The sequence below is a fragment of the Streptomyces sp. ISL-10 genome, assembly GCF_018614575.1.
Lineage (GTDB): Bacteria > Actinomycetota > Actinomycetes > Streptomycetales > Streptomycetaceae > Streptomyces.
Map to the genome: position 1 here is coordinate 164,947 of NZ_JAGGOJ010000005.1, position 12,850 is coordinate 177,796.

At 72.7% G+C, this 12,850-nt stretch carries 12 protein-coding genes; 6 read left to right on the forward strand and 6 right to left on the reverse strand.

What is annotated here, in order from left to right; all coding sequences use genetic code 11:
- Positions 1-5 precede the first annotated feature (5 nt).
- Complete coding sequence (locus J7E88_RS05630) at positions 6-206, forward strand: hypothetical protein (RefSeq protein ID WP_215177924.1); 201 nt, start codon at positions 6-8, stop codon at positions 204-206.
- Positions 207-263: 57 nt separating this feature from the next.
- Complete coding sequence (locus J7E88_RS05635; RefSeq protein ID WP_215177933.1) at positions 264-1,712, forward strand: trehalose-6-phosphate synthase; 1,449 nt, start codon at positions 264-266, stop codon at positions 1,710-1,712.
- An 801-nt stretch (positions 1,713-2,513) separates the two neighbouring features.
- Here the strand turns inward: J7E88_RS05635 and otsB are convergent.
- From otsB to J7E88_RS05650, 3 genes are all read right to left on the reverse strand, one after another.
- Complete coding sequence (gene otsB / locus J7E88_RS05640) at positions 2,514-3,362, reverse strand: trehalose-phosphatase (RefSeq protein ID WP_215177937.1); 849 nt, start codon at positions 3,360-3,362, stop codon at positions 2,514-2,516.
- A gap of 10 nt (positions 3,363-3,372) precedes the next feature.
- Positions 3,373-3,609: a DUF3263 domain-containing protein gene (locus J7E88_RS05645; protein ID WP_215177941.1), complete on the reverse strand. Its 237-nt coding sequence runs from the start codon at positions 3,607-3,609 to the stop codon at positions 3,373-3,375.
- A gap of 63 nt (positions 3,610-3,672) precedes the next feature.
- Entirely contained in the window at positions 3,673-4,890 is a 1,218-nt protein-coding gene (locus J7E88_RS05650; RefSeq protein WP_215178193.1) for an extracellular solute-binding protein, read from the reverse strand.
- A gap of 287 nt (positions 4,891-5,177) precedes the next feature.
- Here J7E88_RS05650 and J7E88_RS05655 point away from each other — a divergent pair, with 287 nt between their 5' ends.
- The 3 genes from J7E88_RS05655 to J7E88_RS05665 all read left to right on the forward strand — a co-directional run bounded on the left by J7E88_RS05655 (position 5,178) and on the right by J7E88_RS05665 (position 8,382).
- Positions 5,178-6,110, forward strand: coding sequence for an ROK family protein (locus tag J7E88_RS05655; RefSeq protein ID WP_215177942.1), 933 nt, complete (start codon positions 5,178-5,180; stop codon positions 6,108-6,110).
- Positions 6,110-7,291: an N-acetylglucosamine-6-phosphate deacetylase gene (nagA, locus tag J7E88_RS05660; RefSeq protein WP_215177946.1), complete on the forward strand. Its 1,182-nt coding sequence runs from the start codon at positions 6,110-6,112 to the stop codon at positions 7,289-7,291. Before J7E88_RS05655 ends, nagA begins: the two co-directional genes overlap by 1 nt.
- Before the next feature lie 170 nt (positions 7,292-7,461).
- Entirely contained in the window at positions 7,462-8,382 is a 921-nt protein-coding gene (locus J7E88_RS05665) for a 1-phosphofructokinase family hexose kinase (RefSeq protein ID WP_215177947.1), read from the forward strand.
- 189 nt (positions 8,383-8,571) lie between these two features.
- Here J7E88_RS05665 and J7E88_RS05670 read toward each other — a convergent pair whose 3' ends face one another.
- Both J7E88_RS05670 and cdgB read right to left on the reverse strand, forming a co-directional pair.
- Positions 8,572-9,525, reverse strand: a complete 954-nt coding sequence (locus J7E88_RS05670; RefSeq protein ID WP_215177949.1) for a carbohydrate-binding protein — start codon at positions 9,523-9,525, stop codon at positions 8,572-8,574.
- Between the two features lie 86 nt (positions 9,526-9,611).
- Entirely contained in the window at positions 9,612-11,243 is a 1,632-nt protein-coding gene (cdgB, locus tag J7E88_RS05675) for a diguanylate cyclase CdgB (protein WP_215177952.1), read from the reverse strand.
- 363 nt (positions 11,244-11,606) lie between these two features.
- On the opposite strand from cdgB, the gene J7E88_RS05680 reads away from it, so the two are divergent.
- A complete protein-coding gene (locus tag J7E88_RS05680) occupies positions 11,607-12,107 on the forward strand; it encodes a flavin reductase family protein (RefSeq protein WP_215177960.1) in 501 nt (166 codons plus the stop codon).
- Positions 12,108-12,272: 165 nt separating this feature from the next.
- Here the strand turns inward: J7E88_RS05680 and arfB are convergent, their stop codons facing one another.
- Positions 12,273-12,710, reverse strand: a complete 438-nt coding sequence (gene arfB, locus J7E88_RS05685; RefSeq protein WP_215177962.1) for an alternative ribosome rescue aminoacyl-tRNA hydrolase ArfB — start codon at positions 12,708-12,710, stop codon at positions 12,273-12,275.
- Between the last annotated feature and the right edge of the window lie 140 nt (positions 12,711-12,850).

Genomic DNA, 12,850 nt, shown 5'->3' on the forward strand with positions numbered 1-12,850 from the left:
TATGTATGGACCTCATGGACGTCATGCACACGATCCAGGGCACGACGCTGGCCCTGACCGCCGAGGCGCCCCGGCACACCGGTGAGCCGGCCCGCACCGGCTCCACCGCCGAGCAGCTGTGGCTGCTCGGCGGCGTCGCGCTCAGCCTCACGGCGGCGGGCGTGGTCGCCGTCGCGGCGGTCCGTGGCCGGAAACGCGACCACTGACCTGCGGCGAAGCCGTACGCACGTTTGAGGGGATGCGGGACGGGCTAGGTTCGCCACATGGTCACCGACGCTGCCCAGATCCTCGTCGCCTCCAACCGCGGCCCGGTCTCCTACTCACCGGACGGGCACGGCGGGCTCGCCGCCCGCCGCGGTGGGGGCGGCCTCGTCTCCGGCCTCTCCGCGATCGGCTCCGACGCCCAGTCACTGTGGGTGTGCGCCGCTCTCGACGACGGCGACCGCGAGGCCGTCCGGCGCGGGCTGAGCGAGCCGGGCGTCCGGATGCTCGACATCCCCCCGGCCGTCCACGCCGACGCGTACAACGGCATCGCGAACTCGGTGCTGTGGTTTGTGCACCACATGCTGTACCAGACGCCGCTGGAACCGGTCTTCGGTACGGAGTTCCGGCGCCAGTGGGCCGCGTACCGGATGTACAACCGGGCGTTCGCCGAGGCGCTGGCCGACGAGGCCGCGGAGGACGCGGCGGTGCTGGTGCAGGACTACCACCTCGCGCTGGTGCCGGGAATGCTGCGGGAGCTGCGCCCCGACCTGCGCATCGGGCACTTCTCGCACACGCCGTGGGCGCCCTCGGAGTACTTCGGGATGCTGCCCGACGACATCGCCGAGGAGCTGCTGCTCGGCATGCTGGGCGCGGACCGGCTCGGGTTTCTGAGCCAGCGCTGGCTGGGGGCGTTCCAGCGGTGCTGCGGAGTGGTGCTGGCCGCGTACGACGGGCGCGGGAGCTGGCCCAAGGACCAGGAGCCGGCGTTCGAGTACGCGCTGCCCGGCCGGCGCCGCCGACGGATCCGGCTCGGCGTGCACGGGCTGGGCGCGGACGGCGACTTCTTGCGCGAGCGGTCGCGGCAGCCGGACGTCGACGACCGGATGGCGGCGCTGCGGGAGCAGATCGGCGACCGGAAGACGATCATCCGGGTTGACCGTACGGAGCTGTCGAAGAACATCGTGCGCGGTCTGCTCGCGTACGAGACGCTGCTGGAGGAGCGGCCGGAGTGGCGCGAGCGGGTGGTCCACGTCGCGTTCGCCTACCCCTCGCGGCAGGACCTCGCCGTCTACCGGGAGTACACCACCGAGGTGGCGCGGGTCGCCGACGCGATCAACGCCCGGTTCGGCACGGAGGACTGGACGCCGGTCCTGCTCCATGTGAAGGACGACTTCGCCCGCTCCCTGGCCGCCTACCGCCTGGCCGACGTGGCGCTGGTCAACCCGATCCGCGACGGCATGAACCTGGTCGCCAAGGAGGTTCCGGTCGTCTCCGACGCGGGCTGCGCGCTGGTTCTCTCACGCGAGGCGGGAGCGTACGCGGAGCTCCGCGAGGACGCCCTGACGGTGAACCCCTACGACGTGACGGGCACGGCCGCGGCCCTGCACGAGGCCCTCTCCATGCCGGCGGCGGAACGCGCGGACCGCACGAAGCGCCTGGCCGCGGCGGCGACGGCGCTCCCCCCACGCCGCTGGTTCCTGGACCAGCTGGAGGCGCTGCGGGGGTGACCATGCGGGGGCGTTTCCCCACCCCGCCCCTTCCCGAACCGGGGTTTCTCCCCGGACCCCGGTGCCTGCGGGCGTGGGGGGACGCCCACCGAACCAGCTGCCCTGCGCCCTGGCGGGCGCGGGTCGCCCCGGCAGGCACGGGCGTCGGAGCCCGCCTGGGGACCGTACGGGCTTCGCCCCTACGCCCCGCGGGCACGGGGGCCCCACCGGACCCGCTGCCCCACGCCCTGCCGACCGCGGACTTCGCGGACTCGCCCCGGGCCCTGTACGGCCTCTCGCCCCAGCAGGCACGGGCGCCGGAGACCGCCTGGGGACCGTACGGGCTTCACCCGGACCCGCCCTCCCACGCCGTGTCGACCGCGGACTTCGGGCCTCGCCCCGGACCCTGTACGGCCTCTCGCCCCAGCAGGCACGGGTGCCGGAGACCGCCTGGGGACCGTACGGGCTTCGCCCCTACGCCCCGCGGGCACGGGGGCCCCACCGGACCCGCTGCCCCGCGCCCTGCCGACCGCGGACTTCGGGGACTCGCCCCGGGACCCGGGGCTTCACCCTGGCCGACGCGGGGTTCGGGGACTCGCCCCTGACTCCGTACGGCCTTCGGCGCGGAGCGCCTGCGGCGGGCAGGGCTCAAGCGGCGCGGGCCGGGCGGCGGGCCGCCGTGCGCTCAAGCGCCGGACGGCTGATGTGCGCAGCGAAACGCGGCCTCGCCGGCGGTTGAGGCACACGGGTCCGGTGGGCCTCCCCATGAGAAGCCCCCGGGTTACGGGAAGGGGCGGAGTGGCGGAAAGCCCGCCGCGGGTGCTACACCCGCTCCGCCAGCGCCGCCAGCAGCCCGACCACCGCCCCCGGACCCGCCACCACCACATCCGCGCGACCCGCCAGCTCCGGCACCTCGGTCCCGCTGCACACCAGCAGCCCCGGCACTCCGTCCGAGCGCAGCTTGTCCACCGCGCCGTACGCTGGCAGGTCGCCCAGGTCGTCCCCGGCGTAGAGCACGGCCGTCGCGCCCACCTCGCGCACGTACTCGGCGAGCGCCACGCCCTTGTCCACCCCCGGCGGGCGCAGCTCCAGGACCATGCGGCCGGGCTCCAGGATCAGACCGTGGCGCGAGGCGAGCGCCGCGAGCGGCTCGCGCAGGGCGTCGAAGGCACCCTGGGGGTCCTCGGCGCGGCGCGTGTGCACGGCGACGGCCCGGCCGCCCTTCTCCTCGATCCAGGTACCGCGCGCGGCGCCCCGGCCGTCGAGGAAGCCGGCCAGCTCTGCGCGGGCGGCGGCGACCCCGGGATGCAGCGCGGGGGCGCTCACGTCCCCGCTGACGGCGTCCCAGCGCTCCGCGCCGTAGTGGCCGAGGACGACGAGGTGGTCCAGGCCCCCGGCGCCCGCGAACCCGCCGTAGCGCACGGCGACCGCGGCGGGCCGGCCGGTGATCACGGCGACGGACGCGATCTTGGGGGCGAGTGCGGCGAGCGCGGGAACGGCACCGGGATGGGCCCGGGCCTGCTCCGGGTCGGGCACGATCTCGGCGAGGGTGCCGTCGAAGTCGAGGGCCACGACGGCACCGGAAGGCCGATCGAGAATCGCGGCGAGACCGTCGCGGCCGGCGGGGGTGGACGGCGTCGGCAGGGTGTGTGCGTACGGGGAGCTGCCCATGTCTTCGACCTTATCGGCGACTTCTCCTGGCGTCCCTCACACGGCGAAGCCGGTTGACGGTGACGGGGTCGTGGGCGAGGGCGCGCGGGTCGTCGAGGAGGGCGTTGAGGAGCTGGTAGTAGCGCACCGGGGACATCCCCAGCCGCTCCCTGATCGCCCGCTCCTTGGCCCCGGGACCCGCCCAGGACATCCGCTCCACCCCTAGGACGGCGCGCTCACGCTCGGACAGCGTGTGCTCGTCGGTCATACGATCCAACCTATCGCCGTGCAGCGACACCCGGGACCCCACCGCCCGGCGAACGGCGCGGCCCTACTCCGCCGCTTCCGCCGCCTCGGCCTCGCGCGCGATCCTGCCGAGCGTGGTCGAGGGGCTGCCGCCCGGTGCGACGGCCTTGCCGATGTTCTTCTTGATGCTCTCGCTGACCGCTGCCCACGACGTCTTGCCGACCGGCGGGAGCACCGAGCCGGGGAGTTCCTGGAGGAACGCCTTGAGGTTCTTGTGCGCCGGGTCCAGTTCCATCGTCTCGGAGGCGGAGACGGTCACGGGGAGCAGGTCGTTCTGGTCGGCGAAGTCCAGGACGTTCTTGTCGGTGAAGACGAAGTCGAGGAACCTGCCGATCTCCTTGCGGTGCCCGTTCTCCTTGAAGCCCATGATCCAGTCCGCGACGCCCATCGACGCCTTGGCCTCGCCGTCGCGGCCCGGGAGGGCGACCTTGCCGACGTCGATGCCCTTCTTCTCGGCGGCCTGCATCAGGGAGGGGTGGCCGTTGAGCATGCCGACCTCACCGCGGGTGAACGCGGCGAAGGCGTCCTTGCGGTTGAGCTTGCCGGGCGGGACCGGACCGGTCAGGCCCTCCTCGACGAGGTTGTTCTTCAGCCACGTGAGGGTCTCGACGTTCTGCGGCGAGTCGATCGTGTACTTGTCGACCGTGTCGGTGTAGCCGTCACCGCCGCTGAGCAGCCACATCATCGTCTCCGCCTGCGCCTCCTCGGGCCCGAACGGCAGGGCGAAGGGGTACGTGACGTCGGTGGCCGCCTTGAGCTTCCGGGCGTCCTCCTGGAGGTCGGCCCAGGTCTTCGGCTCGTCGTCGATGCCGGCCTCGGCGAACAGCTTCTTGTTGTAGAAGAGCAGCCGGGTGGAGGCGACGAAGGGCAGTCCGTACTGGGTGCGCTTCTGCTCGCCGGCCTCGGTGAGCGGGCCGAGGAAGTTGGACTGCACGGGGATGGAGAGCAGTTGGTCGGCGGAGTAGAGCTTGTCGGCGGCGGCGTAGTCGGCGTAGGCGCCGATCTGTGCGATGTCGGGGGCCTCGCCGGCCTCGACCATCTCGGCGACCTTGCGGTCGACGTCGTTCCAGGACTCGATCCGGACCTCGACCTTGATGCCGGGGTTGTCGGCCTCGAAGGCGGCCGTGAGGTCGGCCCAGTAGTTCTTGCTGCTCTCGCCGCCGGCGACGTCGTAGTCGGCGGCCACCAGCTTGAGGGTGACCTCATCGGAACCGGTGCCGCAGCCGCTCAGTGCGGCTGTCATGGCGAGTGCGGCCACCGCCGCGGTCAGACCTATGAAGGGCCGCTTCACAGCTCTCCCCCACCCTCTGTCGTTCGTTGTCGATTCGTCCCAGTCGGTCCCCCGTGACGTCCTGCGAGATGAGCGCCGATTCTTTCACGCACCGCCATGAGGTCTACACCACTGGGGTCTCGCTTTCGCAACGCTCGGACGGTGCGGCGGGCCCGACCGGGGAGCCGATTTGTATGGCGCGGCAACAATCCCGCCTAGTGGACTAGACCTATTTCAGGTCTACGCGCCACACTGTCCGGGTGAGACACGTCATCGCCCTCGATGTGGGCGGCACCGGCATGAAGGCTGCCCTGGTCGGGGCGGACGGGGCATTGCTGTACGGGGCGCGGCGCGCCACCGGGCGTGACCGGGGGGCCGACGCCGTCGTGGCGTCCATCGTCGACTTCGCCGACGAGCTCCGCGCCCACGGACAGGCGCACCTCGGCCGACCCGCCGAGGCCGCCGGAGTAGCCGTGCCCGGCATCGTCGACGCCGAGAACGGCATCGCCGTCTACGCGGCCAATCTCGGCTGGCGCGACGTCCCCCTCCGCGCCCTGCTCGCCGAGCGCCTCGGCGGCGTACCCGTCGCCCTCGGCCACGACGTCCGGGCGGGCGGCTTGGCCGAGGGCCGTATAGGGGCGGGCCGCGGCGCCGACCGGTTCCTGTTCGTCCCGCTCGGCACGGGCATCGCCGGCGCCATCGGCATCGACGGCACCATCGAGGCCGGCGCGCACGGCTGCGCGGGCGAGATCGGCCATGTCGTCGTACGTCCCGGCGGCCCCGAGTGCGGCTGTGGCCGCCGCGGCTGCCTGGAGACCCTCGCCTCGGCCTCCGCCGTCTCCCGCGCCTGGGCCGACGCCGCCGGCGACCCGGACGCCGACGCCGCCGACTGCGCCAAGGCCGTCGACTCCGGCGACCCGGCCGCCAGGCGGGTCTGGCAGGACGCCGTGGACGCGCTCGCCGACGGCCTCGTCACCGCGCTCACCCTGCTGGACCCGCGCACACTGATCATCGGTGGCGGCCTGGCCGAGGCCGGGGAAACGTTGTTCACACCGCTGCGGGCGGCGGTGGAGGAACGCGTCACGTTCCAGCAGCTGCCCGACATCGTCCCGGCGGCCCTCGGGGACACCGCCGGATGCCTGGGCGCAGGACTGCTCGCCTGGGATCTACTCGCCACGGAGGTAACCGCCTGATGGCCGCCAGCACCGGAAGCACCACGAGCACCGTTCTCGCCGGAGCCTGTGTGGTGCTGCCGACCGGGACCGTGGACAACGGCCGGATCGCCGTGGAGGGCACGAGGATCGCCGCGTCCGCGCCCGGCGACACCCCCGCGCTCGACCTGTCCGGGCACTGGATCGTCCCCGGCTTCGTCGACCTCCACAACCACGGCGGCGGCGGCGCCTCCTTCACCTCCGGCACCGCCGACGAGGTGCTCCGGGGCGTGAGGACCCACCGGCAGCACGGCACGACCACCCTCGTGGCCTCCACCGTCACCGGCGACATGGACTTCCTCGCGCGCCGTGCCGGCTTCCTGTCCGAGCTCGTCGAGCAGGGCGACCTCGCGGGCATCCACTTCGAGGGCCCCTTCATCTCACCCTGCCGCAAGGGCGCCCACAGCGAGGCGCTGCTGCGCGATCCCGACCCGGCCGAGGTCCGCAAGCTGATCGACGCCGCGCGCGGCACCGCGAAGATGATGACGCTCGCCACGGAACTGCCAGGTGGCATCGACTCCGTACGGCTGCTGGCCGAGCACGGTGTCATCGCCGCCGTCGGGCACACGGACGCGACGTACGAGCAGACCCGCGAGGCCATCGACGCCGGCGCCACCGTCGCCACGCACCTGTTCAACGCCATGCCCCCGCTCGGCCACCGCGCGCCCGGCCCGATCGCCGCGCTCCTGGAGGACGAGCGGGTCACCGTCGAGCTGATCAACGACGGCACCCATCTGCATCCCGCGGCCCTGGAGCTCGCCTTCCGCAGCGCCGGCGCGGGCCGCGTCGCGTTCATCACCGACGCCATGGACGCGGCGGGCTTCGGCGACGGCCGCTACCAGCTCGGCCCGCTGGAGGTCGAGGTCAGGGAAGGGGTCGCGCGGCTCGTGGACGGCGACTCGATCGCGGGGTCCACGCTCACCCTGGACACCGCGTTCAGGCGGGCCGTCACCGTCGACCGCATCCCGGTCGCGGACGTCGTGACCGCCATCTCGGCCAACCCGGCGAAGCTGCTCGGCATGGACGACGAGGTCGGCTCGCTGGAGCCGGGCAAGTACGCGGACCTGGTCGTCCTGGACGAGGAGTTCGCGCTCAAGGGTGTGATGCGGCATGGCAAATGGGTGCGCAGCCCGGTCGTGGCCGACCACGGCAGGGGCCGTTGACGGTTGCGGCCGGGGGTGGTTCCCATGGGGCTGATCCCGGCCGGTCGTGGCTGACCAGGGACGCCCTCGGCCTCAGGCGGTTGGCCCCGGGCCTTGGGCCAACCGCCTTCTGTTTGGCATGATCAGGACCCGTACGAGCAGCACACGCGTTCTCTCGGGGGTGTAGACGAGTGATCCTCACGGTCACGCTCAACGCCGCCGTCGACATCACCTACCAGGTGCCCGAGCTGACCCCGCACGCCACCCACCGGGTCGGTGAGGTGCGCGAACGCCCCGGCGGCAAGGGGATCAACGTCGCCCGCGTGCTGTGCGCCCTCGGCCACGAGACCGTCGTCACCGGCTTCGCCGGCGGGCACACCGGGGCCGTGCTGCGTGAGATGCTCGCCCCACTCGCCCCGCGTGACGCGCTCGTCACCATCGCCGGGACCACCCGCCGCACCATCGCCGTGGTCGACGGCACCAGCGGCGACACCACCCAGCTCAACGAGCCGGGCCCCACCGTCACGCCCGAGGAATGGACCGCGTTCCTCACCGCCTACGACTCCCTCCTCACCGGCGCCGAAGCGGTCGCGCTCTGCGGCAGCCTTCCGCCCGGCATCCATGTCGGCGCCTACGCCGACCTGGTCCGCCGCACCCGGGCCGCCGGCGTGCCCGTCCTTCTCGACACCAGCGGCGAACCCCTGCGCCGGGGCATCGCCGCCCGCCCCGACCTGATCAAGCCCAACGCCGACGAGCTCGCCCAGCTCACCGGCTCTCGCGAGCCGCTGCGCGCCACCCGCGACGCCCGCCGCCGCGGCGCCCACGCGGTCGTCGGCTCGCTCGGTCCCGACGGGCTGGTCGCGGCGACGCCCGACGGCACCTGGCAGGCGTCGCCACCCACGGCCGTCAGGGGCAATCCGACCGGCGCGGGCGACTCGGCGGTGGCCGGCCTGCTGTCGGGCCTGGTCGAAGGGCTCCGCTGGCCGGAGCGCCTGGCCCGTGCCGTCGCACTGTCGGCGGCGACGGTGCTGGCCCCGACGGCGGGCGAGTACGACGCCGTCGCGTACGACAAGCTCCTGCCGCAGATCGCGGTGTCGGACATCTCGCCCTGACGAGCTCGCATCCGACGGACATCGCCGCGGCCCGGTGAACCGCCGCCACCCCGTGAGCCGCCCGCGTCGACCCCGTGAGCCGCTTGCGTCGCCCGGGAACGCACCCCCCGTCGCCCGCGTCGCCCGGGAACGCACCGCGTCCCGGTCACCGTGACGCGGTGACCGGGACGCGGTGCGGATCCCGGGGAATCAGCCCTGCTTCTGGCCGGCCTCCAGCCAGACCTGGTCGAGGTACGCCTCGCACTGGTTGCCCGGCTCGCAGGAGATCTTCAGGTCGTTCTTGCCCTTTTCGAGGTTCACGTAGGAGTAGGTGTTGGTCCAGCCCTTCTCCCAGTTGCCCTCCTCGGCGTGCGCGAAGTTCGCCATGTTGATCTCGCGCGGCTGACCGCTGTTGATCGTCAGCGTGGTCTTGGCGTCCTTCCCCGGCACGCTGTAGGTGATGTACATCGTGTAGGGGCCCGCCTCGGGCACCTCGACGGACCAGCTCGCCGAGCCGCCCTCGCCGTTGAACATCACATAGCCGCCGTTGGTGCCCTTGGCCCCCGGCACGGTGTTGGCCGCGCTCGCGGGGCCGCCCAGCTTCAGCGTCGCCGCGTCCTGCTTCGGGAGCTCGACCGGCTCCTCGGGCTTCTCCGTCGGCTCCTCGCTCGGCTTCACCGAGTCGGCCGCCGTCGGGCCCGAGCTCGCGCCGGAGCCGCCCGCCTCGTTCTTGTCGTCGCCGCTCGTCATCAGCGCCGCACCGATGCCGATCACGACGACCGCGACGACCGCGATCGCGCCGATGAGCAGTCCCCTGGTGTTGGGGCCCCGGCCGCGGCCCTGCGCGGGCACCACCGGGCCCTGCCGGGTCTGCGCGCCACCGGGATACGTCTCCGGTGCCGCGTACGCGGCGGTCGGCTGCTGGCCGTACCCCTGCTGCTGCGGGAACGGCTGGGGAGGCTGGGCGTACTGGCGGCGCTCGCCGACCGTGCGAACCTGGTTGTACGAGGTCCGGGGGACACCCGGCTGTGGGGCCGGACCGGGGTAGCCGTAGCCGCGACCCTGCCCGGGCGGGGTGGCGCCCGCGGCCTGCCCGTCCTCGTACAGGTAGCCGAACGGGTCGTCGTCCTCGGGCGTGCTCGCGCCGTTGTTCGCGGCCGTCATACCGGTCACTCCTCACCATCTCGTCAGCACATCGCCGACGCGGCGAGCCTACCCGGTCGCGGTGACCCCAAAGGGTGGTCTGCGCCTCATCCGGCCCGGCGGTGCACTTTGGCCCGGGAGCGCTTCTCCACGTACATGCGCTGGTCGGCGGATTGCAGAACCTCCTCCACGGACATCCCGCAGCTCGCCCAGCCGATTCCGAAGCTCGCACCCACCCGGACCCCGCGACCGCCGACCCGGATCGGCAGGATGATCGCGTTCCGCAGACGTACGGCCAGGTCCGCGGCGTCCGCCGCGCCGAGGCCGTCGGCGAGCACCACGAACTCGTCGCCGCCGAGCCGCGCCACCGTGTCCCCGTCCCGTACGCCGGTGGTGAGCCGGCGCGCGACCTCGACCAGCACCGCGTCGCCGGTCTGGTGCCCGAACCGGTCGTTGATCGACTTGAAGCCGTCCAGGTCGCAGAAGAGCACCGCGAGTCCCTTGGTGCCGTCGTCTATCTCGTCGTCCGGGGCGATCGTGTGCACATGGTGGTCGTACGGCCGACCGCCGACCGCGCCGAAGGCGAAGCCGTCCGTACCGAAGCCGCCGTCGTACGCCGCGTCCAGCGACTCGATGTCACTCGCGTACGCCGCGTGCGGCCGCTCGCACAGCCGGGCGCTCAGACGCGCCCGCAGTTCGGCGCTGTTCGGCAGTCCGGTGAGCGCGTCGTGCGAGGCGCGGTGCGCGAGCTGGAGCTCGTGGCGCTTGCGGTCCTCGATGTCCTCGACATGGGTGAGCAGGAAGCGCGGCCCGTCGGCGGTGTCGGCGACCACCGAGTTGCGCAGCGACACCCATACATACGTGCCGTCCCTGCGGCCCAGTCTCAGCTCGGCGCGGCCGCCCTCGGCGGACGTCCGCAGCAGGGTGCCGACGTCCTCGGGGTGGACGAGGTCGGCGAAGGAGTAGCGCCGCATCGCGGAGGCGGGCCGGCCGAGCAGCCGGCACAGGGCGTCGTTCGTCCGCAGCAGCCGCCCGTGCTGGTCGCCGCCCATCTCGGCGATGGCCATCCCGCTCGGCGCGTACTCGAACGCCTGGCGGAAGGATTCCTCACTGGCGCGCAGTGCCTGCTGCTCGCGTTCGAGGCGCACCAGGGCGCGCTGCATGTTGGCGCGCAGCCGGGCGTTGCTGATCGCGATCGCGGCCTGCGACGCGTACATCTGGAGGGCCTCCTGGCCCCAGGGGCCAGGCTTTCGCCCGTTGCGCGGCCGGTCCACGGAGATCACGCCGAGCAGCTCGCGCCCGCCGCCCGACGCGTACATGGGCGCGTAGAGCCGGTCCTGGGGGTGCCACTCGTCCTCGAAGCGGGGATCCGGGCCCTCGGTGTGCCACTGGGGGACGTCGTCCTCGATCAGGACCCAGCCCTCGGTGTGCGGGATGAAACGGAGCTCGCCCCACGCCTCGCCCATCGACAGCCGCCGCTCCCAGGACTCGCGGGAGCCGACGCGGCCGGTGATCAGGGCCTCGGCGGCGGCACTGCCGGCGAACGCGGCGACGACCAGGTCACCGTCGGGGCGAACGAGATTGACGCATGCCAGCTCGTATCCGAGTCCGGCCACGACGCCGTCCGCAACGGTCTGCAGGGTGTCGGCCAGGCTGCGGGCCGTGTTGAGGTCCGCGACCACCCGGTGCAGCTGCCGCAGGGTCGCAAGACGGACGTAGGGCTCCGACTCGGTCTCCATTGCTCGCTCTCCCCGAGACTTCGACAGCAAACTCCAGGCTTCTGATTCGGCGTACTTGTTGCGGTATCCCGGCCACTGAATCACAGCGAGCTGCCCCGCCGGTACACAGGGTCAACAAATACCGCGCTCTGTGACTCAAGTCACATCAGGTGATGAAGGGTCGAATGGGTCCGCCACCGAAACACCGTCGCTTTCTTGAACACAAAACCATTTCGGGGCTCCGCCCCCGGGGACCGCCCATGGACCTAGGCCCCGGCTGGTTCCCTGGCCCGATGCGGGCGCGGGACGGCCGAGACTAGCGTTCCGGGTGTGCTCCGGACGACCCCCGCAACCACGGCCCCTGCCATCCCCCATGCTGAGGGGGTGAGCAACGAGGAGTTCCGCGCCGCCATGTCCCGCCTGGCGGCGGGCGTGGTGCTGGTCACCGCCCATGACCCCGACGACGGCCCGCGCGGCGAGGACGTCGGCATGACCGCGACGGCGTTCATGTCGGTCTCGCTGGACCCGCCGCTGGTGATGGTGAGTCTGCGCACGGACTCCCGCATGGACGACCTGCTGGCGGAACAGCCCGTGTGGGGCGTCTCTCTGCTCTCCGAGACCCAGCGCCAGGTGGCGGGCCGCTTCGCGATGAAGGGCCGGGTCAGCGACCGGCTGCTGTTCGAGGACCTGCCGTACGAACGGGGCGAGGTGTGCGGGGCACCGCTGATCACGGGAGCGCTCGCGACGCTGGAGTGCCGCACGGAACAGCGGGTCGAGGCGGGCGACCACACGCTGGTGATCGGCCGCGTCCTGAAGGTGAGCCTGCCGAGCACCGAGACGGGACCCCTGACGTACTTCAAGGGACGCTACCGGCACTTGAGCTGACGGCGGGGGCGGGTGGCCGTGGGGGCGGGTGGCCGTGGGGACGGGTGGCCGTGGGGACGCCCGGCGCGGGGCCCCGCTGGGGGCACCTCCGACGGCCGCCAGGCCATAGGGGGACCTTGAGGCGCGGAGCCCAAGGGCGAGTCCCCGAGAAGGCGCGGCGCCCCGTCAGGACCAGTCGCGGCCCGAGCGCCCCCGCTTCGTCTCCGCGCGCTGCTTCTTCTGGCGCAGCCGTCGCTCGTTGAGGCCCCGCGGAATCTTCGTCGCACGTCGCGGCCTCGGCGGAGGCGCCGTCGCCTCCGCCAGCAGCGCGGCCAGCCGCACCGCCGCCGTCTCGCGGTTACGCCACTGAGAGCGGTGCTCCGAAGCGCGTACGGCGATCACACCGCCCACCAGACGGCCCGCGAGTCGCTCCAGTGCGCGCTCCTTCCACACCGGCGGCAGCGCCTCGGTCTTCGCCAGGTCGAACCGCAACTCGACCTGCGAGTCACTGGTGTTGACGTGCTGGCCGCCAGGCCCCGAGGACCGCGAGAAACGCCACAGGAGCTCGGCCTCCGGCAGGGAGACCGAACCACGGATGATGTAGGGCCCGGACATGACACCCATGGTCCCGCGTCCCGGCGGAATCCGTCATCCGCTTTTCCCCGCGCTCTCGGCGTTCCCCCGGCTTTCGCGGCGTTCCCGGCTTTTCTTCCGTGGGTGGAACCTGCAGGTCCCCTGCCCGCGTTATGACCGATGACGGTAGC

What these genes read in the sequence shown, in the direction of transcription:
- otsB (WP_215177937.1), bottom strand. Translation starts at nt 3,362, where the DNA reads ATGGGCAGCTCCCCGTACGCACACACCCTGCCGACGCCGTCCACCCCC.
- J7E88_RS05635 (WP_215177933.1), top strand. Translation starts at nt 264, where the DNA reads ATGGTCACCGACGCTGCCCAGATCCTCGTCGCCTCCAACCGCGGCCCG.
- J7E88_RS05645 (WP_215177941.1), bottom strand. Translation starts at nt 3,609, where the DNA reads ATGACCGACGAGCACACGCTGTCCGAGCGTGAGCGCGCCGTCCTAGGG.
- J7E88_RS05630 (WP_215177924.1), top strand. Translation starts at nt 6, where the DNA reads ATGGACCTCATGGACGTCATGCACACGATCCAGGGCACGACGCTGGCC.
- arfB (WP_215177962.1), bottom strand. Translation starts at nt 12,710, where the DNA reads ATGGGTGTCATGTCCGGGCCCTACATCATCCGTGGTTCGGTCTCCCTG.
- nagA (WP_215177946.1), top strand. Translation starts at nt 6,110, where the DNA reads ATGGCCGCCAGCACCGGAAGCACCACGAGCACCGTTCTCGCCGGAGCC.
- cdgB (WP_215177952.1), bottom strand. Translation starts at nt 11,243, where the DNA reads ATGGAGACCGAGTCGGAGCCCTACGTCCGTCTTGCGACCCTGCGGCAG.
- J7E88_RS05670 (WP_215177949.1), bottom strand. Translation starts at nt 9,525, where the DNA reads ATGACGGCCGCGAACAACGGCGCGAGCACGCCCGAGGACGACGACCCG.
- J7E88_RS05650 (WP_215178193.1), bottom strand. Translation starts at nt 4,890, where the DNA reads ATGACAGCCGCACTGAGCGGCTGCGGCACCGGTTCCGATGAGGTCACC.